At 59.8% G+C, this 22,785-nt stretch carries 19 protein-coding genes and 1 pseudogene; 12 read left to right on the plus strand and 8 right to left on the minus strand.

Going from position 1 to position 22,785, the window contains the following annotated elements; genetic code table 11:
- The 6 genes from ACYAR8_RS03020 to yaaA form a co-directional block, all read right to left on the minus strand.
- Positions 1-1,506, minus strand: coding sequence for an alginate export family protein (locus ACYAR8_RS03020; protein ID WP_463579047.1), 1,506 nt, complete (start codon positions 1,504-1,506; stop codon positions 1-3).
- Positions 1,503-2,915: an alginate biosynthesis TPR repeat lipoprotein AlgK gene (algK, locus tag ACYAR8_RS03025; RefSeq protein WP_074884193.1), complete on the minus strand. Its 1,413-nt coding sequence runs from the start codon at positions 2,913-2,915 to the stop codon at positions 1,503-1,505. The genes ACYAR8_RS03020 and algK overlap by 4 nt, the downstream gene beginning before the upstream one ends.
- 2 nt (positions 2,916-2,917) lie before the next feature.
- The gene (locus ACYAR8_RS03030; protein WP_074884196.1) at positions 2,918-4,090 is read right to left on the minus strand and encodes an alginate biosynthesis protein Alg44; all 1,173 of its coding nucleotides are present in this window, start codon (positions 4,088-4,090) and stop codon (positions 2,918-2,920) included.
- Between the two features lie 53 nt (positions 4,091-4,143).
- On the minus strand, positions 4,144-5,625 hold the full coding sequence (alg8, locus tag ACYAR8_RS03035; RefSeq protein ID WP_065991936.1) for a mannuronan synthase: 1,482 nt from the start codon (positions 5,623-5,625) through the stop codon (positions 4,144-4,146).
- Positions 5,626-5,754: 129 nt separating this feature from the next.
- Positions 5,755-7,071 (minus strand): nucleotide sugar dehydrogenase, encoded by a 1,317-nt coding sequence (locus ACYAR8_RS03040; protein ID WP_074884198.1) that lies wholly within the window; start codon positions 7,069-7,071, stop codon positions 5,755-5,757.
- Between the two features lie 995 nt (positions 7,072-8,066).
- Entirely contained in the window at positions 8,067-8,846 is a 780-nt protein-coding gene (yaaA, locus tag ACYAR8_RS03045; RefSeq protein ID WP_463579048.1) for a peroxide stress protein YaaA, read from the minus strand.
- A 183-nt stretch (positions 8,847-9,029) separates the two neighbouring features.
- On the opposite strand from yaaA, the pseudogene ACYAR8_RS03050 reads away from it, so the two are divergent.
- From ACYAR8_RS03050 to moaE, 5 genes and pseudogenes are all read left to right on the plus strand, one after another.
- Positions 9,030-10,190 (plus strand): annotated as a pseudogene (locus ACYAR8_RS03050) (polysaccharide deacetylase family protein); the annotation flags it as partial.
- Positions 10,191-10,597: 407 nt separating this feature from the next.
- The gene (locus ACYAR8_RS03055; RefSeq protein WP_074884204.1) at positions 10,598-11,992 is read left to right on the plus strand and encodes a PhoH family protein; all 1,395 of its coding nucleotides are present in this window, start codon (positions 10,598-10,600) and stop codon (positions 11,990-11,992) included.
- Between the two features lie 120 nt (positions 11,993-12,112).
- The gene (gene moaC / locus ACYAR8_RS03060; protein ID WP_074884207.1) at positions 12,113-12,598 is read left to right on the plus strand and encodes a cyclic pyranopterin monophosphate synthase MoaC; all 486 of its coding nucleotides are present in this window, start codon (positions 12,113-12,115) and stop codon (positions 12,596-12,598) included.
- On the plus strand, positions 12,595-12,846 hold the full coding sequence (locus ACYAR8_RS03065) for a MoaD/ThiS family protein (protein ID WP_074884209.1): 252 nt from the start codon (positions 12,595-12,597) through the stop codon (positions 12,844-12,846). The genes moaC and ACYAR8_RS03065 overlap by 4 nt, the downstream gene beginning before the upstream one ends.
- Before the next feature lies 1 nt (position 12,847).
- On the plus strand, positions 12,848-13,306 hold the full coding sequence (gene moaE / locus ACYAR8_RS03070; protein ID WP_463579049.1) for a molybdopterin synthase catalytic subunit MoaE: 459 nt from the start codon (positions 12,848-12,850) through the stop codon (positions 13,304-13,306).
- 107 nt (positions 13,307-13,413) lie between these two features.
- On the opposite strand, the gene rhlB is transcribed toward moaE, so the two are convergent.
- A complete protein-coding gene (gene rhlB / locus ACYAR8_RS03075) occupies positions 13,414-14,886 on the minus strand; it encodes an ATP-dependent RNA helicase RhlB (RefSeq protein WP_463579050.1) in 1,473 nt (490 codons plus the stop codon).
- A gap of 108 nt (positions 14,887-14,994) precedes the next feature.
- On the minus strand, positions 14,995-15,651 hold the full coding sequence (locus ACYAR8_RS03080) for an alpha/beta hydrolase (protein WP_463579051.1): 657 nt from the start codon (positions 15,649-15,651) through the stop codon (positions 14,995-14,997).
- Between the two features lie 489 nt (positions 15,652-16,140).
- Between ACYAR8_RS03080 and ACYAR8_RS03085 the strand changes: the two genes are divergently transcribed.
- The 7 genes from ACYAR8_RS03085 to ACYAR8_RS03115 all read left to right on the plus strand — a co-directional run bounded on the left by ACYAR8_RS03085 (position 16,141) and on the right by ACYAR8_RS03115 (position 22,738).
- A complete protein-coding gene (locus ACYAR8_RS03085; protein ID WP_133772066.1) occupies positions 16,141-17,172 on the plus strand; it encodes an amino acid ABC transporter substrate-binding protein in 1,032 nt (343 codons plus the stop codon).
- Positions 17,173-17,237: 65 nt separating this feature from the next.
- A complete protein-coding gene (locus ACYAR8_RS03090) occupies positions 17,238-18,419 on the plus strand; it encodes an amino acid ABC transporter permease (protein WP_463579052.1) in 1,182 nt (393 codons plus the stop codon).
- A gap of 10 nt (positions 18,420-18,429) precedes the next feature.
- Positions 18,430-19,527 carry an amino acid ABC transporter permease gene (locus ACYAR8_RS03095; RefSeq protein ID WP_463579053.1) on the plus strand — a complete coding sequence of 366 codons (1,098 nt, stop codon included), beginning with the start codon at positions 18,430-18,432 and terminating at the stop codon, positions 19,525-19,527.
- A gap of 10 nt (positions 19,528-19,537) precedes the next feature.
- Entirely contained in the window at positions 19,538-20,302 is a 765-nt protein-coding gene (locus ACYAR8_RS03100) for an amino acid ABC transporter ATP-binding protein (RefSeq protein ID WP_074884229.1), read from the plus strand.
- 180 nt (positions 20,303-20,482) lie between these two features.
- Positions 20,483-21,790, plus strand: a complete 1,308-nt coding sequence (locus tag ACYAR8_RS03105) for a CynX/NimT family MFS transporter (protein WP_108120681.1) — start codon at positions 20,483-20,485, stop codon at positions 21,788-21,790.
- Between the two features lie 89 nt (positions 21,791-21,879).
- Positions 21,880-22,365 carry a nuclear transport factor 2 family protein gene (locus tag ACYAR8_RS03110; protein ID WP_463579054.1) on the plus strand — a complete coding sequence of 162 codons (486 nt, stop codon included), beginning with the start codon at positions 21,880-21,882 and terminating at the stop codon, positions 22,363-22,365.
- Between the two features lie 46 nt (positions 22,366-22,411).
- Entirely contained in the window at positions 22,412-22,738 is a 327-nt protein-coding gene (locus ACYAR8_RS03115) for a GIY-YIG nuclease family protein (RefSeq protein ID WP_463579055.1), read from the plus strand.
- The last annotated feature ends 47 nt before the right edge of the window (positions 22,739-22,785 follow it).

The raw sequence follows: 22,785 nt of genomic DNA on the forward strand, positions 1-22,785 counted from the left end.
TCAGAAGCGCCAGATGACGTCGACGATGGCGCGGTGCATGTAGTTGTCTACACCGCTGTGATACGCATCGCCCGGTTTGAACACGCCTGCACGCAGACGAATCAGCGCCGACGGCTCGTCGAACGACTGGCTCACCGCAGCCGGCAGCAGGCCTTGCTTGAAGTACTTGGTCACAACGAGGTCCATTTCCTGACCCAGGTCCTTGCGGCCGTCTTCGAGCGGCAGCGAGGCAAACGTGCTGACGCCGTCGGCATCGACGTTTTCCTGAGCCGGGTTGATACCCGCGCCGCCGATACCCGAATGGCCATCAACGCGGCGGAACTTGTGGTAGATCAGCGAGGCGTCGTACTCGTCCTGCATCTGCCAGGAGGCGAACAGCGAGCCGGACTCTACGTTGGCCATTTCGCCCTGGAACGCTTCACCGAAGCGATGCACGCGCGAGCGGGTACCGGTCCAGTTCGAGCGGTTGCTTTCCAGACCGTTCTGCTCGTAGTTCTTGCTGGCGCGGGAATAGGCGCCGCCCACTTGCCACATCGGGTCCAGGCGGAAACGCAGGCCCAGGTCGGTCGCCCAGCCATTCACGTTTTCGTCGGTCTTCTGGCCAGCTACGTCTTGATCGAGACTGGCGTCGTAGCGACTGCTAATACGATCGCGGTCGCCGGTCAGCCAGGTCAGGCTGCCCCAGTAGTTGACGGTGTTCAGGTTGCGGTAGTTGTACGCGTCGCTGTTGGCCTGCAGACCGAGCCAGGTCAGATCACCGCGTGTGGTCTTGTCCAGATCATCAATGGCTTCGCCCTGATGTTTCAGGCTGCCACCGTCATGACTGTGGTGCGCACGAACGCCAGCCCATTGGCCCGGCGTCCACTGGTATTCGACGTCGCCGAAGATGTGCGAGCGGTCTTTATCCTGAGCGGACAGTTCAGTCAGGTCGGTGCGGTATTCGCTGAAGCGCTGGGCGGCGCCCACTTCTGCCTTGAGCAGGGTGGTGTCGAAGGTCCAGTTCAAAGCCTCGATATTGACGTCGTGCCACTGGCCGTCGTCATTGCGCAGGCGTTGACGACCCAACTTCAGGATCTCGCCAGGGTACGGTGTGAAACCGCTGTAGCCGATCCAGAATTCGCGCAGGGCCGCATAGCTGTCATCCACCTTGCGGCTGTTCGACGTGCTGCGTGAGCGCTGGGCACTCTGGCCGTTTGCATCAGTGACCTGCTGATCAAGCGGGTCGGTCTGGATGGTGTCGGTAGCGGTGACGACCTGGCCCATCGCGTAGCCGCTCCAGTTGCCCCACTCGCCATACGCCCACGGACGCAGATCAAGACCGACACCGTTGACGTCGCCACCGCTGCGGGTGCCGAGGTCACGGTCGTCTTCCATCTGGCCGGTCGCTTTGACTTCGATGCCGAAATTTTGAGTGTCGGTCAGGGCTGCCAGTGTCGGCGTGGCCCAGATCAGGGAGAAGCCCAGACCGAATCCGGCCGCCATCAGAGGGTTCAACTTAAGCTTCATAGAGGTGCGTCCCCGCCGTCTTTGTCTTCTTGCAGTGTCTGCAAGGCCAACGCGTTTTGCGCGGTTGTGCCACGGACCTGCTGTTCTCGCTGGAGAAGACTCTGCGCCTGGGCGCGCTTCTCAGGCGGCAATTGTTCGTTCAGTTGTTGCACGAGATCCGTCGCTTGCGGCGTGCCCTGAGCCAGTGCCAGCTGGCCGAAGACCCATGCGTTGACCGGATCAGGCTTGATACCTTTACCTTGCGAGAACAACTGCGCGAGGGCGAAATCGGCACTGTTCTGGCCGCCGCGTGCGGAGGTCAGCAGCTGGTCGACAGCTTTCTGCGGTTCTGGATGGCCCAGATAACCCCGGCGATACAGCTGACCCAGGTAGTAATGCGCGGAGATTTGCGTCGCAGCGGCCTTGGTCAGGTGCTCTTCGGCTTTCTTCGCATCCGGCAAGACCAGCTTGCCTTCGTAATACAGCTTGCCCAGCAACAGTTCGGCGCGCGGTTGATCCGCGGCACGGCCGTTGTCGAGGTATTCCATCATCTTGTTGACGTCACCCAGTTCGGGGAAGTCGTACAGCAACTGCGCCAGGCTCACCCACGAAGCGGGGTAACCGGGGGCAACTTTCTCCAGCAGCGATTGCGCGGTCTTTTCGTCCGGCTTGCCGAGGGTCGAATCCGCCAGCACGCGAGCGACGCTGTCGACACGCATGGCAGGCACGCTGCCCATGGCGTAGCCGCTTTGCATCTGCTCGAGCAGCGCAGCCTGTTTGTCGGCTTCGCCACGCTTCTGATAGACCGTCGCCAGCTCGGTGTAGCAAACGTCGGTGGTGCGCAGCGCTTGCTTGCAGATGCTTTCGACGTCTGCCAGATGCTGGTCGTAGGTGCCCTGGGTGCGATACAGCAGCACCTGGGCCAGACCCGCTTCCGGGTAACCGGTCGCGCGCCATTCATTGATCTTCTGCTGCGCGTTCACGTTCGGGAACGTGTGCGGGTATTGCAGATAGAGCATCGCCAGCGGGATCAGCGTGCCGGCTTCGCCATTGGCGAAGGCCTTCTTCAGCAGACCTTCGGCTTCACGTTGCTCGGCTTCGGTGGAGTTCGGCTTGACCGCCAGCAACTTGCCCAGACGCGATTGCGCCCGAGGCGAAGTGGCGGCCGCGGCGCGATACGTCGCCTCGGCCTGCTTGATCAGCTCCGGGTCGCGGGTACCCACCTGGATATCCGCGAGGCCGACCTGTGCATCGCTGTAGCCCAGGTCCGCCAGTTGCCGATAGTTTTGCTCCGCCAGCGAGGTGTCGCCGCGTTTCAGGGCTTCGTTGGCCAGGCGCTGATCGGGCAGGCCGGCACAGCCGCCCAAACCGATAGCAATCGCCAGGCTCAACAATGTAGGGGCTGACAAGCTTCGTAGTGGGCTAGCCATGTTTAGAAACCTGCCGCCGTGGCTTTATCGATCAACCAGTTCAGCGACGGGCCGCGGGTGCTCACCACTTCAACCGGACGACCTGCCAGGCTGCTGTTGATGGCTTCATCAGGCTGGATCTGAACGCGGATGTCGGAAGACAGGTCAGCAGGGCTCAGAGCCGTGGCGCTGACGATCTTGCCGGTGTGGTCGCCTTCTTCGCCAGCGACCTGGAAGGTCACGCGGGCGCCCGGCTGTACATCGGCGAACTGACGGTAGGTGAAGCGAGCATCGACATTGGCGGCGACGTTGCGCGGGACCATCTGGAAGATCACCTGACCTTTGCTTGCGTATTGACCGTCGGCGACCAGTTGCTTGGCCACGACGCAATCGCACGGGCTGGTCATGGTGCCGGCCAGTTGACGACCAAACAGCTCTTCGATTTTGGCCGGCTGCATTTCGTCCGGGTCCAGGTTGCCTTTCAACATGTCCAGCATGCTGGTGTTGAAGGTCGCCAGCGGTGCGCCTTTGGCGACGTTGCCGTTCGGCGTCACCAGACTGGTCACGGTGCCTTCACGGGGCATGGTGACATCCAGGCTAGGTACGCTGACCAGGCCCGACGTGGAGTGACTGACGAAGTACATGCCATAGACCGATTTGGCGACGAAGCCGAACGCGATCACACCGACGGCGAAGATACCGACGCTGAAGGTGACGGCGCGCAGACGACCGAAAGCGCTGAGGCCGCTGCCGCCGTCCTTGGATTTGCGTGCCTTGGTGAAGTTATCGCGCTGCAGGGTGGCCAGTACTTCGCCCATGCTGATGAGATCGCCCGACAGGTGCGAAGTGATCAGGTGGCGCAGGGTGGAGATGTCTTGCGATTCCAGATTCTGGAACTGGCAGCCGACACGACCGGTGCTCGAATCGATGGTGCGCACTTGCAGGTCAACGTCCATTGCCAGACCGAGGTTGTCGATCAGGAACTGCAAACGACCCTTGATGACCTCACCGACGCCTGGACGCAGGTTGGCAGGAGCGACAAAGCTCAGACCGCCTGCGGAAAGGTCTTCGACACGCACCAGCGGGGCGTTCGGCTGACCATTGAGCAGTCGCAGTTTGGCCGGGATCTTGACCCGTGCGTGCTGACGCTGCGCTTCGGATTCATGTACGACATTGGCATTCACGGCTGTATTCATGGTTGTAATTCCTGATTAATCGAGTTGATCCATTGTTTCGGTCAGAGGCCCGGTCAGACCATTGTCAGCAGCACGGCAACGAAGATGCTGCCAGCCGAGAAAGTCATGGTCCGCGACGACCAGGTGTTGAACCAACCCTGGAAGCTGGCCATGTCGCGGCTCAGTTTTGTGTCCTGGCGGGTCCAGGACTGTCGGTCGAGACGGAAGAAGACGTAGATCTTCATCAGTGCGCCGACGATCTGGTTGTAATAGAGAATCATCGGATACGCCGGACCGATCTTGTGCCCGCTGCACGACAGCAACAGGGTCAGGATCAGGCGGGTGATACCGATCCACAGCAGGTAAGCCAGCAGGTATTCGATACCGAACTTGAGGCTTGCCAGCATGGCGACGGTCAGGCCGAGGATCGATGTCCACATCGATACGCGCTGATCGAACAGCACAATGCTGGTGAAGACCCCGAGGCGACCGAAGCCCAGACCCAGCGCACGGGAGTTCTGACGAAGGTTGTTGCCGTACCAGCGGTACATCAGTTTGCGGCTGGCCTTCAGGAAGCTCTTTTCCGGCGGGTGTTCAACGGTGTTGATGGCGGCATCCGGCACGTAGAACGTGTCGTAGCCCAGGCGCATCAGGCTGAACCAGCTGGACTTGTCGTCGCCGGTCAGGAACTTGAAGCGGCCCAGACGCCAGTGCTGCAGCGAATCGCTTTCCACGTCAGCGATGAACATCGGGTCCGTCACCACGGTGGCGCGGAACACCGACATACGGCCGGTCATGGTCAGCACGCGCTTGGACAGGGCCATCGAGCACATGTTGATGTGACGCTGAGCGAAACGCAGCTTGTGCCACTCGCTCATGATGTAGCCGCCGCGTACTTCACAGAATTCGTTGGTGGTCAGGCCGCCGACATTGCCGAACAGCTGGAACCACGGAACCGTTTTCTGCACCACGCCTTCAGCGAGAACGGTGTCACCGTCGATCACCGCAACCACGGAGCGGTCGTCCGGCATGTGACGGGAGATGGCGCGGAAACCGAACGCCAGACCATCACGCTTGCCGGTACCGGCGATGCGCACGAAGTCGAGCTTGACGTGTTCCGGCGGGTTGTACTTGGCCCACAGTGCCTTGACCAGCAGCTCGTCGGACATTTCCACCAGGGAGCACACGATGGTGGTCGGGAAGCCGCAGTTGATGGCTTCGCGAATCACCGAGCTGTACACCTGGGCGGTGGTCAGCGCATCGATACGAAAGCTGGTGACCATCAGGAATACGTGGGACGGATCGGCTGCCTTGCCCAGCTTGCGCACTTTGCGGCGCAGGTGCGGGTAGACGATGTACAGGAAGATCATGCCGCGCACGAAGTGCGTTGCGCCCATCGAGTAACGCCAGATGCCGACGATACCGATCAGGAAAATGAAATCTTTGGAGTGCGAGTCAAACAGCGATGCAGGCAGCGCCATGGCAATGGCAGCCAGCAAAGTTAGATAAAACAGCCAACCTGCGGCCTGGAGGAAGCCGTGCTTCAGCCTTTGCATAGTGTGTATCCCTAAGTCAGTTGCAACCTCAAGCCGCAAGCTCCAAACCTCCAGCCGCGGGCGGTGACGCCCGGGACTGGAGGGATGAAGCCTGAAACTTGCAGCTCGTGGCTTGCAGCTCGCTGTGTGTTACCAGCAGATACCTTCGATTTGACCGTTTTCGGTGGTGGTGCCTTTCATGAAGCCCACCAGGTCAATCACACGCTTGCCGGCTGGCGCGTTGTTGGCGAGTGCACGGAAGCGCTCGTCGCGGTTACCCAGGATGATCACGTCGGAGTTGTTGATGACCGCGTCGAAGTCCGAGTTCAGCAGGGACGAAACGTGCGGGATCTTGGACTCGATGTAGTCTTTGTTGGCGCCGTGAACGCGAGCGTATTCGACGTTGCTGTCGAAGATGCTCAGGTCGTAGCCTTTGCCGATCAGCATTTCTGCCAGCTCGACCAGTGGGCTTTCGCGCAGGTCATCGGTACCGGCCTTGAAGCTCAGACCCAGCAGGGCCACTTTGCGAGTGTCGCTGGCGGCGACGATGTCGAAAGCGTTCTGAACCTGGGAAACGTTGCTGCGCATCAGGGAGTTGAGCAGTGGTGCTTCAACGTCCAGGGTGCTGGCGCGGTAGGTCAGGGCGCGGACGTCCTTCGGCAGGCAGGAACCGCCGAAAGCGAAGCCTGGGCGCATGTAGTACTGCGACAGGTTCAGAGCCTTGTCCTGGCAGACCACGTCCATCACTTCACGACCGTCGACGCCGACTGCCTTGGCGATGTTGCCGATTTCGTTGGCGAAGGTGACCTTGGTCGCGTGCCATACGTTGCAGGTGTACTTGATCATCTCGGCAACGGCGATGTCCTTGCGGATGATCGGTGCGTCGAGTTCTTCGTACAGGGACTGCAGAACGTCACCGGACGCTTTGTCGAATTCGCCGATAACGGTCATCGGAGGATGGTCGTAGTCAGCGATCGCGGTGCTTTCACGCAGGAATTCAGGGTTGACCGCGACACCGAAGTCAACGCCGGCTTTCTTGCCCGAGCAGTCTTCGAGGATCGGGATGACAACGTTTGCGACGGTGCCCGGCAGAACGGTGCTGCGTACGACGATGGTGTGACGGGTGCTCTTGTCACGCAGTACGAAGCCGATTTCGCGGCAGACCGATTCAATGAAGTCCAGCTCCAGATCGCCGTTCTTTTTGCTTGGCGTGCCGACGCAGATCATCGACAGGTCGGTGTCGCGAATGGCTTCGGAGAAGTCGGTGGTGCCGCGCAGTTTGCCGGTCTTGATACCGGTTTGCAGCAACTCGCCCAGACCTGGCTCAACGATTGGCGACTTGCCGTTGTTGATCAGATCGATCTTGGCGGCAGAGATGTCCACGCCAACAACATCATGACCACGCGCCGAGAGGCAGCCCGCGCAGACTGCACCGACATAGCCCAAACCAAAGATGCTGATACGCATAGTAATCTCCTCGATGTTTACGCCATTAGTTGGCCGAATATAAAAACTGTCTTACAACTTTCGCGCACTCGTATGCGCGGCAAATGAATGTCGCGTGACAAGCACAGGCAGAATTAAGGGGTGAGTTACCTGGATGAAAGGTAAACCCGAATGTTACAGATCAAAAGTGTCGAGTAGCCCATACATATTTATATAGGTTCCCGATCTGGGATGTGGCAGGCACTCCAACGGATGATTTGCGCATCATGCTCAGGCGGTCAAGGACAAGGCTTTTGGCCGTTTCCCGATGAACCAGCCCCGGTTCACGACTGCGGGCACCCGAATGGTGCTAGCTCAATTTACTTCAACTAGTTTGGTGCGTGACTCCTTGTACGTACCACTTGACCCGTGGGTCGAACTTCGTTGAGAAGCAACTTCCAGATCTGTCCATGTGCCATGTAAGAGATGTCCTACATGGGGGACGAGAATTGTTACGGGATGTAGGAGCGTGGGCATTCCCCATAAGTTCCGGGCCGCTCGTCCTCTTTTTGAGATTTTTCGTAACACCCGGCCATTTCTAGCGGGTCCAGCAGGGTGGCGATGATGGTTTGAGCCTTAGTTTATGGGGCTTTGGTCGAGTACCAGGGTGGTCTGCCACTAGTTCAAATTCTTGAGCCAAAATCTGCAAAAAAAGTTGTTAAATTTTTGAGAAAAAAAAGAGCGGTTAGTTTTCGACTGTTAGTTGGCGCCAATTAGCTGGCAGCACTACCGTTCGTCCGCGCAAACTGTAGCTTATGAACTAAGTAAGTGTGGGAATTTGCGAACAGCGTCACTGTTTTTCTTTGCTTTCGGTTGGATGGATGGACGCATTCGAATGGTGGTGTTGGCTAATCGCACTAAAACACCGAGGAGGGCGCACTGAAAAGTGCACTGAAGCAGGGATGAAAAAGCGTGACGACGCCCGTCAATGGATGGAGACGGGCAGGCGTTTGGGCGCAGGGAAGGGGAGGTGCGACTCAGGCGTCCTGCTCATCGCGCAGGAATATAAGCTTGTCGGGGGAGGACAGCTCTTTGCTGTATCGATAGCCGTGGGCATCGAACTGGGCCAGGTCTTTGGGCTTGCTGATGCGCTCGGAAATCACGAAGCGGGTCATCATGCCCCGGGCCTTCTTGGCATAGAAGCTGATGATCTTGTACTGACCGTTCTTCTGGTCGCGGAACTCGGTTTCGATCACGCGGGCGTTAAGTGCCGGACGCTTGACCGCCGAAAAGTACTCGTTCGACGCCAGGTTAAGCAGCACGTCGTCGCCTTGCTCTTTCAGCGCCTCGTTCAGCCACTCGCTGATGCGGTCGCCCCAGAACGCATAAAGATCCTTGCCCCTGGCGTTCGCCAGCTTTGTACCCATCTCCAGCCGATACGGTTGCATCAAGTCCAGAGGGCGCAACAACCCGTAGAGCCCGGACAACATGCGCAGGTGCTTCTGGGCGTAAGTCAGATCGGGGCCGCTCAGGGTGTAGGCGTCGAGGCCGGTGTACACATCGCCCTTGAAGGCTAGCAGCGCCTGCTTGGCGTTTTCGGGAGTAAACGCCGGATTCCAGCTGCCAAAGCGGGCGGCATTGAGGCCCGAGAGCTTGTCTGACAGGTGCATCAGCTCACCGATCTGCGCCGGGGTCAGATCACGCAACTGGCTGATGAGCTCCTGGGAATGATCCAGAAATTGCGGCTGGGTGTGGCGCTTGGTGGTAGGCGGCGTTTCGAAGTCGAGGGTTTTGGCTGGGGAAATCACCATCAGCATGGGCAGGTCTCCTTTAATCGTCGGGCGATTCTAGGGGTTGCGTGCGGATCACTCCAGCTATGGTGTCGATAGGCGCCATCCTGCGCAAGCGGTGCCCGAATCCGGCAATCTGGCCCAGGGCAAATCCGCTATAGTGCCTCGCCGGATTTCGGCCTCTTTATCAAGGATTGGGAGCACGTCGTTTTGCGCATGCTGTTAATGATCGGAGCCTGTCTGCTGGGGCTCAACGCACAGGCGGCCACGGGCGATATCGCGATGCTGGATCGCGCAGTCTGGCCGGAGGCTCTGGAAACGCCGCAGCTGTTCGACGTCGCGTCTCGCGCGCAGATTCTCAGCTTCGCCCATCAGTTGCTGGAAAGCGAAAAGCTCAGCGATGCCCAGCTTGGTGCGCGTCTGGGCCTGCGCCAGATCAACCTGCCGACGGTGAACCTGATCCGCACACGGCTGTGGACGCGGCTGTTCGAGAACTGGACGTTCGCTGAAAAAACCTGTGAAGCCGACGCCTCATTCTGCGTGCTGGTCGACGACGTGCCGATGCTGCGCCAGCGCGCCGCGGAATACAAAGTGGCCGATGATTCCTTCTATGCGCAATGGGCAGCGCCCGCGGATGCTTTCAGCCAGCGCTATCTCAACGAACTGTTGCGTATGGCTGCCTTGTTCCCGCAGACCAGCAGCGAGATCGAGCGTTACAACTCCGACGAACTCAGCGGTGAGGAAATGCCGGACCGGACCTTCCTGCTCAATTTCGAGAGCGGTCCTACCGTCGCTGATGGCGCGACGGACTGGCTGGCTGACTTCATGCGCCAGCAGAAAATCACCGCAACCTTCTTCGTCCTGGGCAAAAGCCTGCAAAGTCGTCTCGACAGCACCTCGCCCCAAGCGCTGCAAAACGTCTACCGGCAGCAATGCGTTGGCCTGCAGGGCTGGGAATTCAGGTCCCATGCCCACTGGCGCGACTGGCAAGACTCCATCGAGCGTACGGCCGCGCTGGTTCAGCAGGTGCTGCCGGACAATTTCGTGCCGCTGTTCCGGCCGCCTTACGGGCATCGTCGTGCCGACAGCGCGCCGTTCTTCCGCGATCAGCAGCTGCGGGTTTCGCTGTGGAACATCGATTCCCAGGACAGTACCGGACGCATCAGCGCCGAGCAGGCTGCCAACCGGGTGCTTACGCTGATGCTGCTCTGGCGGCGCGGCAATGTGGTGTTCCATGACAGCACGGACAAGCCGCAGCAGGCGGTGCCATGGCTGATGGCCAATACCGCGCAAAGCGGCGTGATATGGGAGGACTGCCATATCTACCCGCAGCAGTTGGCCGATGAAGAAGATGTGCCGGATGAGGAGGCTGAGACGCCCGACGATGACGCCCCGGAAGACCCGACCGAGCAGCCCGATACAGCTGTTGATCAGGCGTTGCCAGCGGCGAAAGAAAGGGAATAACGAAAACAGATGTCGGAAATTTCCGGGGATTTGTCCCAGACCGGACTTCCGACTGTAAACGCGGCTGATCCATACGCCAAGGGCTAATTTGCCCCCTGAAAAATAAACTTCAAAAAGCGCCGAAACGCGTTTGTATGTCATCGGTTTTGCGGTATTACGACAACAGACCGCCGAAACCTGCAACACAGGTGGCGTCTTTCCAGACCCCACTTTGCGCAATTTTCTCCTGCCTCAAGGGGAAAGCCTCGGCGGCCTTTTCGTGGCGCGGCATCGCTGTGTGTTGCGTCACTTGGCTACTACAAAGGTGAGCGAGTATGGATGACCACGGACGCACCCCTTCCTCTAACCAGCCAATCCTCTACGTGCTCGATACCAACGTATTGATCCATGATCCAAATGCGCTTCTGAATTTCGAAGAGCATCACGTTGCACTCCCCATGACGGTTCTGGAAGAACTGGACAAGCTCAAGGCGGGCAAACACTCGGTGGCTGCTGAATGCCGGCAGGCGATCCGGTTGATTGACAAGACACTCGGCGAAGCGACCCCGGAGGAGGTCGAAAAAGGCGTACCGATCGATCGCGGTACAGGCGTTTTCAAGGGTTATCTGTCCATCCTCATGAACAAGCGGCAAGAACCCAACCGCCTGCTGCCCGACAATCTCAACGACAACATCATCATCAATCAGTTGATTGACCTGCATGCGCAGAAAAAGGACACGCGCATCGTACTGGTCACCAAAGACATCAACATGCGCCTAAAAGCGCGCGCCTGTGGTATCGAGGCCGAGGACTACAGCACCGACCAATTGGTCGACGACGTGTCGATGCTGTCCCGCGGCTACCACAATATGACCGGCTCTTTCTGGGACCGGGTGAGCAAAGTCGATACCCGTCAGGACCACGGCCGTACCTGGCACAAAGTGCAGATGATCGAGCAGATTCCGTCTGTCCACATCAACGAATTCATCATCGATGAGCAAGGCTTCGTGGGTTGGGTCAAAGGCGTCAAGCCTGATGAACTGCTGTTGCTGGACATGCATCAAGAGCCGCTGCTGCACCAGGAAGCGTGGGGGCTGAAGCCACGTGACATCTATCAGGGGCTGGCGCTGTTTGCGCTGCTCGATCCGGATATTCATCTGGTCAACCTGTCCGGCGCGGCCGGTTCGGGCAAGACCATTCTTGCTTTGGCCGCTGCCATCGAGCAGACCATGGTCAGCAAGCGTTATCGCCGCATCATCGCCACCCGTAGCGTGCAGGGGCTCGACCAGGAGATCGGCTTTCTGCCCGGCACCGAAGCAGAAAAAATGGAACCATGGCTTGGCGCGATCACCGACAACCTGGAAGCGCTGCACATGGACGACGAAAACACCCATGGCAGCGTGGATTACATCCTGAGCAAAGTGCCGCTGCAGTTCAAATCCCTCAACTACATCCGGGGGCGAAGCTTCCAGCAGAGCCTGATCCTGATCGACGAATGCCAGAACCTTACGCCGCACCAGATGAAAACTATCATCACCCGGGCCGGCGCGGGTTCCAAGGTGGTCTGCCTGGGCAACCTGGCGCAGATCGATACCCCTTATCTGTCGGCTACCAGTTCGGGGCTGACCTACCTGACGGAGCGTTTCAAGGATTTCCCCAACGGCGTACACATCAGTCTGCAAGGTGTTCCACGCTCGATCCTGGCTGAATACGCGGAGAGCCATTTGTAACGTGGCAGCAGCTTCAAGCCTCAAGCTGCAAGCCGACGTCCGCTCAGGGTCGTTAGCTTGCAGCTTGTGGCTTCTAGCCCTAACTCCCTACAATCCCCGCTCCTGTTCAGGAGTCATCCCGTGCTCACTCATCTCGATTCCCAAGGTCGCGCCCACATGGTCGACGTCACTGAAAAAGACGTGACGTTCCGTGAAGCCGTGGCCGAAGCGCGCGTGCGCATGCTGCCCGAAACCCTGCAAATGATCGTCGCAGGCGGACATCCCAAGGGGGATGTATTTGCCGTCGCGCGCATCGCCGGCATCCAGGCCGCGAAGAAAACCAGCGATCTGATTCCCCTCTGCCACCCGTTGATGCTCACGGGCGTGAAGGTCGAACTCACCGCAGAAAGCCCTGACACCGTGCATATCCTTGCCCGCTGCAAACTCTCCGGCCAGACCGGTGTGGAAATGGAAGCGCTGACCGCCGCCAGCATCGCGGCCCTGACCATCTACGACATGTGCAAGGCGGTGGACCGCGGCATGACCATCGAACACGTGCGGCTGCTCGAAAAACTCGGTGGCAAAAGCGGACACTTCATCGCCGACGAACAGGTGAGCGCCCAATGACTATTCACGTGCAAGTCCAGTTCTTCGCGCGTTTTCGCGAAACCCTCGGCACCGAGAGCGAGAAGCTCGAAGGCGCGTTCGCCACCGTCGACGCCGTGCGCCAGCATTTGCTCGAGCGCGGCGGTGTGTGGGACGTGCTGAGCGAGAAAGGCATCATGTGCGCCCGCAATCAGGAGCTGTGCTCCCTGGACACGGCCGTTGAGCCGGGCGATGAAGTGGCCTTCTTTCCGACCGTCACCGGAGGCTGATATGAGCGTGCGAGTGCAAGCCGCAGCGTTTGATCCCGGTGCGGAAGTCAACGCCATGCACGACGCCAACGTTGGCGTAGGTGCAGTGGTCAGCTTTGTTGGCTATGTGCGAGATTTCAACGATGGCCGTGAGGTGGCGGGGATGTTTCTTGAGCACTATCCCGGCATGACCGAGAAAGCGCTGCTTAACATCGTCGATGAAGCGCAGCAGCGCTGGCCGCTGCTCAAGCTGGAAGTGATTCATCGGGTGGGCAATCTGGAGCCGGGGGAGCCGATTGTGTTCGTCGCGGCAGCCAGCGCCCATCGTCAGGCGGCATTCGAATCCTGCGACTTCGTCATGGATTACCTGAAAACCCGTGCGCCGTTCTGGAAGAAGGAAAACACGTCAGAAGGACCGCGCTGGGTTGAAGGGCGGTCCAGCGATCACAAGGCTGCGGATCGCTGGAAACAGGAGGGCTAAACGCACGTAAATGTAGGAGCGCGCTTGCCCGCGAATCGGTATGTCTGTGACAGGTGGGCCAATTGACCCACCACGTTCGCGAGCAAGCGCGCCCCCACAAATAGCCATCATTCCGCCGCAGGAATCACTCGCTGCACGCGCACCACAGGGCGCAACAATACGGTCGGCGGTGTTTCGCAGCTGATCTTGCGGCCCAGCTTCTCTTCGATCGACGGCAGCTGATACGAATCGTCTTCACCGGCGAAGCTGATCGATACGCCATCTGCACCGGCACGACCGGTCCGGCCGATGCGATGCACGTAGTCGTCCGGTACTTCCGGCAGGGTGAAGTTGATCACGTGGCTGATGCCGTCGATGTGAATCCCGCGACCCGCAACGTCAGTCGCCACCAGCACCCGAATCTTGCCTTCACGAAAGCCTTCCAGCGTCTTGATGCGCTTGTGTTGGGGCACGTCGCCTGACAACTGCGCGGCATTGATGCCGTCACGCACGAGGCGCTCTTCGATACGCCGCACTTCGTCCTTGCGGTTGGCGAAGACCATCACCCGCTCCCAACCGTGATCATTGATCAGGTTGAACAGCAGCTTGTACTTGTCAGCACCGGCCACGGCATAAATATGCTGCTCGACGGTGTCGCTGGCGACGTTCAGCGATTCGATTTCGACGATCGCAGGATCCGTCGTCCACTGCTTGGCCAGATTCATCACGTCTTCGGTGAAGGTGGCGGAGAACAGCAGCGTTTGGCGCTCGCCCTTGTGCGGGGTCTGGCGAATGATCGAGCGGACCTGGGGGATGAAGCCCATGTCGAGCATGCGGTCGGCTTCGTCCAGCACCATGACTTCAACCATGTCCAGGTGCACTTCGCCGCGCTGGGCGAAGTCCAGCAGGCGACCTGGCGTAGCGACCAGAATGTCGCAATGGCGCGCTTCGAGGTGTTTGAGTTGCTTGTCGAAATCCATGCCGCCCACAAACGTCATTACGTTGAGGTCGGTGTACTTGGTCAGCGCCTCGGCGTCCTTGGCGATTTGCACCACCAGCTCGCGGGTCGGCGCAATGATCAGCGCACGGGGTTCCCCCATGTAGCGCTCTTTCGGCGGAGGCGTCTGGGTCAGCTGGGTAATGATGGAAATCAGGAAGGCGGCGGTCTTGCCGGTGCCGGTCTGGGCACGGCCGATGGCATCGCGGCCTTTGAGGGTGTAACCCAGAACGCCCGCCTGGATCGGCGTGCAATACGGGAAGCCCAGGTCCTGAATGGCGTGCATCAGTTCGGGGGCGAGGGGGAAATCGTGGAAGCGGGTTTTGCCTTCCTGGGGTTCGACGACGAAGTCTTCGGGTTTCCAGGGAATGACGACGGGCTTGGGCGCACGTTCACGGCGCGGGCGTTCGGGCCTGACGGGCGATGTAACGGCCGGTGCGGTGGCTGCCGAATGCTCGGACGTTGGCACGTGCACTTCTGCTGCTGACGGTTCCCGCGAGACGCTTTCGGTCTGTTGCTGGCGGACGGGGAGGGGAGCAGCAGGCGCGAGCGGCTCAGCCTCGCTTTTTCCGAACATCTTTTTAAGTGCTTTGAGCACGGTCATCTCATCGATTGATTTAGGAATGTACGCCGGGGAGTGTAAAGCAAGAACCCGGCGCAGCGTAGTGTCCTAGCAAATCCGCAACGCAATTGGAAGGATCAAATGAGTGGACTAGCGAAGCTTATCCGCGAGCCAGACACCTATGTCGGAAATTTCCTGCGGTAACACTTCGTGCTCCATTGGGTATTCCTGCCATGTCACGGTGACGCCCTGGGCCTTCAAGTGCTCGTAAGCCGCTCGGCCCATGCCATGCAAAACCACCGGGTCATTGCTGCCGTGCAAGCAATAGGCCGGGATGCGTTGCTGGCTGGCGGAGAGGCTCATTTCGTCGCTGAACGTCGGTGCGTAAGTGGACAGGGCGAGCACGCCGCCGAGGGGCCCTTCCCATCGCAGGAAGGCAGTGTGCAACACCACCGCGCCGCCCTGGGAAAAGCCCGCCAGGAAGATTTGCGCCGGGTCGATGCCGCTGTCGCGTTGCTGTTCGATCAGCTTGATGACGTCTTGCGCCGAGCCTTCCAGCTCGCCGCTGTCGATGGCGCGGGCCGGGCTCATGGCCTTGATGTCATACCAGCTGGGCATTGCGTAGCCGCCGTTGATGGTAACCGCCCGCGTCGGCGCCTGCGGCAGGATGAACCGCGCGGTCTTCAGCGTCTTCTGCAGCATCTCGGCCACCGGCAGGAAGTCGTAGCGATCGGCCCCGAGGCCGTGCAGCCAGATCACGCAGGCATCGACTGCCAATTCCGGTTCGATGATCAACGGTTCAGTCATGTGTGCTCCATTAGTGTGCGGTGCCTTTGGCGCAGCGCTTTAAGGCGGTGCGTCGGGCCGTCAATGTGGAATTCAGGATGTCGCAAGGTTACAAGTTTTGATCTTGACCTGTCGCTAATTCGACATTGCCAGCATGGTGGTACGGGCTTTGCTACATAACCCGCGGAGTGAAGGCGCTCACCTCGGGCGGTAACACTAATAGGCTATCAAGCAGACAGCCAAGTGTTGCGTCAGAGGCAGCAAGGAATCATCGAGCAGGATTCCCGGCACGATTCGCTTTGAACCTCGGGGTTCAAGGACATCATGGGGCTTCAGTCTGCTGGGCTCGCAACATGCCGGACACGCGATGACCAGATGCCTGGCGTCGGTGGCGGTAAACGGGTTCAACGTCGCATGACCCAAAAACAAGCCAGCACGGGTCATGAATGCCTCACAAGGGTGCGACGGGGCTGAGGCTCCTACACAACAAAGAGCAAACTGGAGGTTCGAATGAAGATGTTGAAATCCACCCTGGCTGTAGTGGCCGCCGCTGCAGCGCTCGGCCTGACCGGGTTCGCTCAAGCGGGTGCCAAGCTGGACGCCATTCAGAAGAAGGGCTTTATCCAGTGCGGCGTCAGCGACGGTCTGCCAGGTTTCTCGGTTCCGGACGCAAGCGGCAAGATCCAGGGCATCGACGCCGACTTCTGCCGCGCTGTCGCTGCGGCGGTGTTTGGCGACGCGACCAAGGTCAAGTTCAGCCAATTGAACGCCAAAGAGCGCTTCACCGCGCTGCAGTCCGGCGAAATCGACATCCTGTCGCGTAACACCACCTGGACCAGCTCCCGCGATGCGAGCATGGGTCTGGTGTTCCCGGGCTTCGTCACTTACTACGACGGCGTTGGCTTCCTGGCCAACAGCAAGCTGGGCGTGAAAAGTGCCAAGGAACTGGACGGCGCGACCATCTGTATTCAAGCCGGTACCACCACTGAGCTGAACGTGTCGGACTACTTCCGCGCCAACAACCTCAAGTACACCCCGATCACGTTCGACACCTCCGATGAAAGCGCCAAGTCGCTGGAATCCGGTCGCTGCGACGTACTGACCTCCGACAAATCCCAGCTCTACGCGCAGCGCTCCAAGCTGGCCTCGCCGAAGGACTACGTCGTTCTGCCTGAAACCATCTCCAAAGAACCGCTGGGCCCTGTTGTCGCCCGTGGCGATGAAGACTTCAGCACCATCGTTCGTTGGGTTGGCTACGCGCTGCTGAACGCGGAAGAAGCAGGTGTCACGTCGAAAAACGTTGAAGCCGAAGCCAAATCCACCAAGAACCCTGACGTGGCCCGTCTGCTGGGTGCCGACGGCGATTACGGTCCGCAACTCAAGCTGAAGAAAGACTGGGTCGTGCAGATCGTCAAGCAAGTCGGTAACTACGGCGAGATGTTCGAGAAGAACCTGGGCGCAGGCACTCCTCTGGAGATTGCTCGCGGTCAGAACGCTCTGTGGAACGCTGGCGGCATTCAATACGCACCACCAGTGCGTTGATTGACCTGCACCCGGCTGCGTGAATCGCAGCCGGGCGCTTTGTTGCATTTCTTCCGGGGCACTCCATGCAAAATCAAATCAGCGCACCCAAGCAGAGGCTCAGCCTCAGCGACCCTAAAGTGCGTGCGTGGCTATTTCAGATAATTACGGTTGTCGCCGTAGTCGCGATGGGTTGGTATCTGTTCGATAACACCCAGACCAACCTGCAACACCGGGGTATCACCTCAGGTTTCGGTTTCCTTGAAAACAGTGCCGGCTTCGGCATCGCGCAGCACCTGATTCCGTTCACGGAGTCGGACACCTACGCGCGGGTTTTCCTGATCGGTTTGCTCAACACGCTGCTGGTGACGTTCATTGGCGTGATTCTCGCGACCCTGCTGGGCTTCATCGTCGGCGTCGCGCGTCTGTCCAACAACTGGATCATCAACAAGCTGGCCACGGTTTACGTTGAAGTCTTCCGTAACATTCCGCCGCTGCTGCAGATCCTGTTCTGGTACTTCGCGGTGTTCCTGACCTTGCCGGGTCCGCGGGCGGCCCACGGGTTTCTCGGGTCCTTCTTCGTCAGCAGCCGTGGCCTGAACATGCCTGCCGCGATTGCCACCGATGCGGCGTGGCCGTTCGTGATCAGCGTGGTACTGGCCATTGTTGCCATCGTGTTCATGACGCGTTGGGCGAACAAGCGCTTCGAAGCCACGGGCGTGCCGTTTCACAAGTTCTGGGCGGGCCTTGCGCTGTTCCTCGTGATCCCGGCGCTCTGCGCGCTGATCTTCGGTGCGCCGGTGCATTGGGAACTGCCTGAACTCAAAGGCTTCAACTTTGTGGGCGGCTGGGTGTTGATCCCGGAACTGCTGGCACTGACCCTGGCGCTGACGGTGTATACGGCGGCATTCATCGCCGAAATCGTGCGCTCGGGCATCAAGTCGGTGAGCCATGGCCAGACCGAAGCGGCTCGCTCGCTGGGCCTGCGTCCAGGGCCGACGCTGCGCAAGGTCATCATTCCGCAGGCGCTGCGGGTGATCATTCCGCCATTGACCAGCCAATACCTGAACCTGGCGAAGAACTCGTCGCTGGCCGCCGGTATCGGTTACCCGGAAATGGTTTCGCTGTTCGCCGGTACCGTGCTCAACCAGACGGGCCAGGCCATCGAAGTCATTGCCATCACCATGAGCGTGTACCTGGCGATCAGTATCAGCATTTCCCTGCTGATGAACTGGTACAACAAGCGCATTGCGCTGATCGAGCGGTGAGGAAACGCGCATGACATCCCATACTTTCAAACCCGACATGCCACCGCCGAGCAAAGTCTTCGGCCCGGTGGCATGGATGCGCCAGAACCTGTTCTCGAGCTGGATCAACACGCTGTTGACCCTGTTCGCGATCTATCTGATCTGGCTGGTTGTTCCACCGCTGCTGAGCTGGGCCATCTTCGATGCCAACTGGGTCGGCACAACGCGCGCCGACTGCACCAAGGCAGGCGCCTGCTGGGTGTTCATCGAACAGCGCTTCGGCCAGTTCATGTACGGCTACTACCCGCAGGAATTACGCTGGAGGGTCGATCTGACCGTCTGGCTGGCGATCATTGGCGTTGCGCCACTGTTCATCAAAGCGATGCCTCGCAAGGCGATTTACGGCCTGTCGTTCCTGTTCATCTACCCGATCATTGCCTACTTCCTGCTCCATGGCGGGGTGTTCGGCCTGGTGAACGTGCCGACCAGTCAATGGGGCGGCTTGATGCTGACCCTGGTGATCGCCACGGTGGGTATCGCGGGCGCCTTGCCGTTGGGCGTGATTCTGGCATTGGGGCGTCGCTCCGAAATGCCGGCGATCCGCGTGATGTGCGTGACGTTCATCGAGTTCTGGCGAGGCGTTCCATTAATCACCGTACTGTTCATGTCGTCAGTGATGCTGCCGTTGTTCCTGCCTGAAGGCATGAACTTCGACAAACTGCTGCGTGCACTGATCGGCGTGATCCTGTTCCAGTCGGCGTATGTGGCCGAAGTGGTACGGGGCGGGATGCAGGCCATTCCGAAGGGGCAGTACGAAGCGGCCGCGGCCATGGGCCTCGGCTACTGGCGCCGCATGGGTCTGGTGATTCTGCCGCAGGCCCTGAAGATGGTGATTCCCGGCCTCGTCAACACGGTGATCGCGTTGTTCAAGGACACCAGTCTGGTGATCATCATCGGCCTGTTCGACCTGCTCAACAGCGTCAAACAAGCTGCCGCCGACCCCAAGTGGCTCGGCATGGCGACCGAGGGTTACGTGTTCGCGGCCCTGGTGTTCTGGATCTTCTGTTTCGGCATGTCCCGCTACTCCATGCATTTGGAGCGTAAGTTGGACACAGGCCACAAGCGTTAGGAGTTTTGTGATGAGTGAAGCTATCAGTAAGCCTCTGGGCGCCGAAGGCATGATCCGGATGGAAGGCGTACACAAGTGGTACGGTCAGTTCCACGTGTTGAAAGACATCAACCTGAACGTGCGTCAGGGCGAGCGCATCGTGTTGTGCGGTCCGTCGGGCTCGGGCAAGTCGACCACCATTCGCTGCCTCAACCGTCTGGAAGAACACCAGCAGGGTCGCATCGTGGTCGATGGCACCGAGCTGACGTCCGACCTTAAGCAGATCGAGACGATTCGTCGCGAAGTCGGCATGGTGTTCCAGCACTTCAACCTGTTCCCGCACCTGACCATCCTGCAGAACTGCACGCTGGCGCCGATGTGGGTGCGCAAGATGCCCAAGCGCAAAGCCGAAGAAATCGCCATGCATTATCTGGAGCGCGTGCGTATTCCGGAGCAGGCGCACAAGTTCCCGGGCCAGCTGTCCGGAGGGCAGCAACAACGTGTGGCGATCGCCCGCGCGCTGTGCATGAAGCCGAAAATCATGCTGTTCGACGAGCCGACTTCGGCCCTCGATCCGGAAATGGTGAAAGAGGTGCTCGACACCATGGTCGGCCTGGCAGAAGAGGGCATGACCATGCTCTGCGTGACCCACGAAATGGGCTTTGCCCGCACCGTGGCCAACCGAGTGATCTTCATGGACAAAGGCGAGATCGTCGAACAAGCCGCGCCAAACGACTTCTTCGACAATCCGCAAAGTGATCGTACGCGCCTGTTCCTGAGTCAGATTCTGCACTGAGTCAGTAGCGGCTATACAAAGAGCCCGGGCCCTGTGCCCGGGTTTTTTATGGCCGGTCGCCTGACGTCTGCCGCAAAACTGTACCCAATCCCCGTAAAACTTGTGTTCTCTGCCGATCTCCAACAGGATTAGTGCTTTGCGCAATGCGCTGTTACATCCTCCTGCCCCCACGAGAATCTCATGACGACCAAGGCGCCGACGGCGAGCAGTCCCCGTTCCAATCCTTCGACCCCTCACGACATAACCGAGCTGCTAATCGATGCAGAAGCCGATGACGAGCAAGTGCAGCGGCAACCCCCTGTGCTCAAACGCCCATGGTTTCTGTTATTAGGCCTGGTGCTGGTGGCACTGAATCTGCGTCCGGCGTTGTCGAGCATGGCGCCGTTGTTGAGTGAGGTGTCACGAAGCCTGGGGCTTTCTGCGGCCACGGCCGGCTTGCTGACCACGCTGCCGGTGTTGTGCCTGGGTCTTTTCGCGCCGCTTGCGCCGATTCTTGCGCGGCGTTTCGGCAGCGAGCGCGTGGTGCTGGGCATTCTGCTGACCCTGGCGTGCGGGATCATTCTGCGCAGCTCGATGGGCGAGTTCGGTCTGTTTGCCGGCAGCATCATGGCCGGTGCCAGCATCGGCATTATCGGGGTATTGCTGCCCGGCATCGTCAAACGCGACTTCGCCAAACAGGCAGGCGCCATGACAGGCGTTTACACCATGGCGCTGTGCCTGGGCGCTGCGGTTGCGGCGGGCTCCACGGTGCCGTTGAGCGAAGCGCTTGGCAACGGCAATGGTAGCGACTGGACCTTGGGTCTGGGGTTCTGGATCGTGCCGGCGATTCTCGCCGCGATCTTCTGGTGGCCGCAGACACGTCAGCGCCATGGTCAGCATCAGGTGGCCTACCGGGTGCGCGGTCTGCGCCGTGACCCCCTGGCCTGGCAAGTCACCCTTTATATGGGCCTGCAATCGTCGCTGGCCTACATCGTGTTCGGCTGGCTGCCGTCGATCCTCATCGGTCGTGGCCTTAGTGCCACTGAAGCCGGGCTGCTGCTGTCCGGGTCGATCATGCTGCAGCTGGTCAGCTCGCTGACTGCGCCATGGCTCGCCACGCGGGGCAAGGATCAGCGGATTGCGATTGTGTTGGTGATGCTGCTGACCCTGGCCGGTCTGTTCGGTTGCCTGTATGCCCCGCTTGATCAATTGTGGGCCTGGGCCATCGTGCTTGGGCTGGGACAGGGCGGGACGTTCAGCCTGGCACTGACGCTGATCGTGCTGCGCTCGCGGGACTCCCACGTCGCCGCCAATCTATCGAGCATGGCACAGGGCTTCGGTTACACCCTGGCATCCCTCGGCCCATTTGCGGTAGGCGTCGTGCATGACTGGACCGGCAACTGGGACTCGGTGGGCTGGATCTTCGGCATCATTGGCGTTGCCGCGATCATCGCCGGCCTGGGCGCCGGGCGCGCGCTTTATGTGGGCGTGACCAGCGAGAAAGTCTGAGGGGCAGCATTTCCCATGGGAATGCCCGTGGCAAAACGGGGCGCAGCCGCTTATTGTGCAGGCATCCTATTTCCATGGACGGCGTTCCCATGAGCGAAACCTTTACCAGCGAACACAACAGCGCGCTGATCACGCGCTTTTACGAGGCGTTCAGTCGTCTGGATGCTGAGGCAATGGCCGCGTGCTACAGCGAAGACGTGGTGTTTTCCGACCCGGTGTTTGGCGAGCTGCGCGGGCGGGATGCCGGCGACATGTGGCGCATGCTGACCTCCCGCGCCCGTGACTTCTCAGTGGTTTTCGATCACGTCCGTGCGGACGCCACGACCGGCGCTGCGCACTGGGTCGCGACCTATCTGTTCAGCCAGACCGGTCGCACGGTGGTCAACGACATCCAGGCGCGGTTTGTCTTTCGGGACGGCAAGATCTGCGAGCACCACGATCAGTTCGATTTGTGGCGCTGGTCGCGTCAGGCCCTCGGCACGAAGGGCGCTTTACTGGGCTGGGCACCGTTTGTGCAAAACGCCATCCGTGCACAGGGTCAGAAGGGGCTGAAGGCTTTTCAGGCCAGCCGCTGACGCTTTGATAGAATCCGTTCCCTCCGCTATTGCTCCACGGTCCCGCATGTCTGAAGCCGAAATCGCCACCGCACCCGTACCCGACGCCGCTGTGGTCAAGTCCTGGTTCGTGTATCTGGTGCGCGCGGCCAATGGTTCGTTGTACTGCGGCATCAGTAACGATCCGCAGCGCCGGTTCGCTCAGCATCAGAGCGGCAAAGGCGCGCGCTTCTTCAGCTCCAGCCCCGCGGTGGCGCTGGTGTATGTCGAAGCTTGCCGCGACAAGGGGGATGCCCTGCGGCAGGAGAGGCTGATCAAAAAACTGCGTAAAAGCGCCAAGGAATGTCTGGCTGCCAGCTACATCCAGCCAAGTGATGCCGCGCCATCAGCCTGAGCGGGTTTGCCGTAAGCGTGCAGGAGGCTAAGCTGGGGCTTTCCCCC

Source organism: Pseudomonas sp. HP_01, assembly GCF_055284355.1.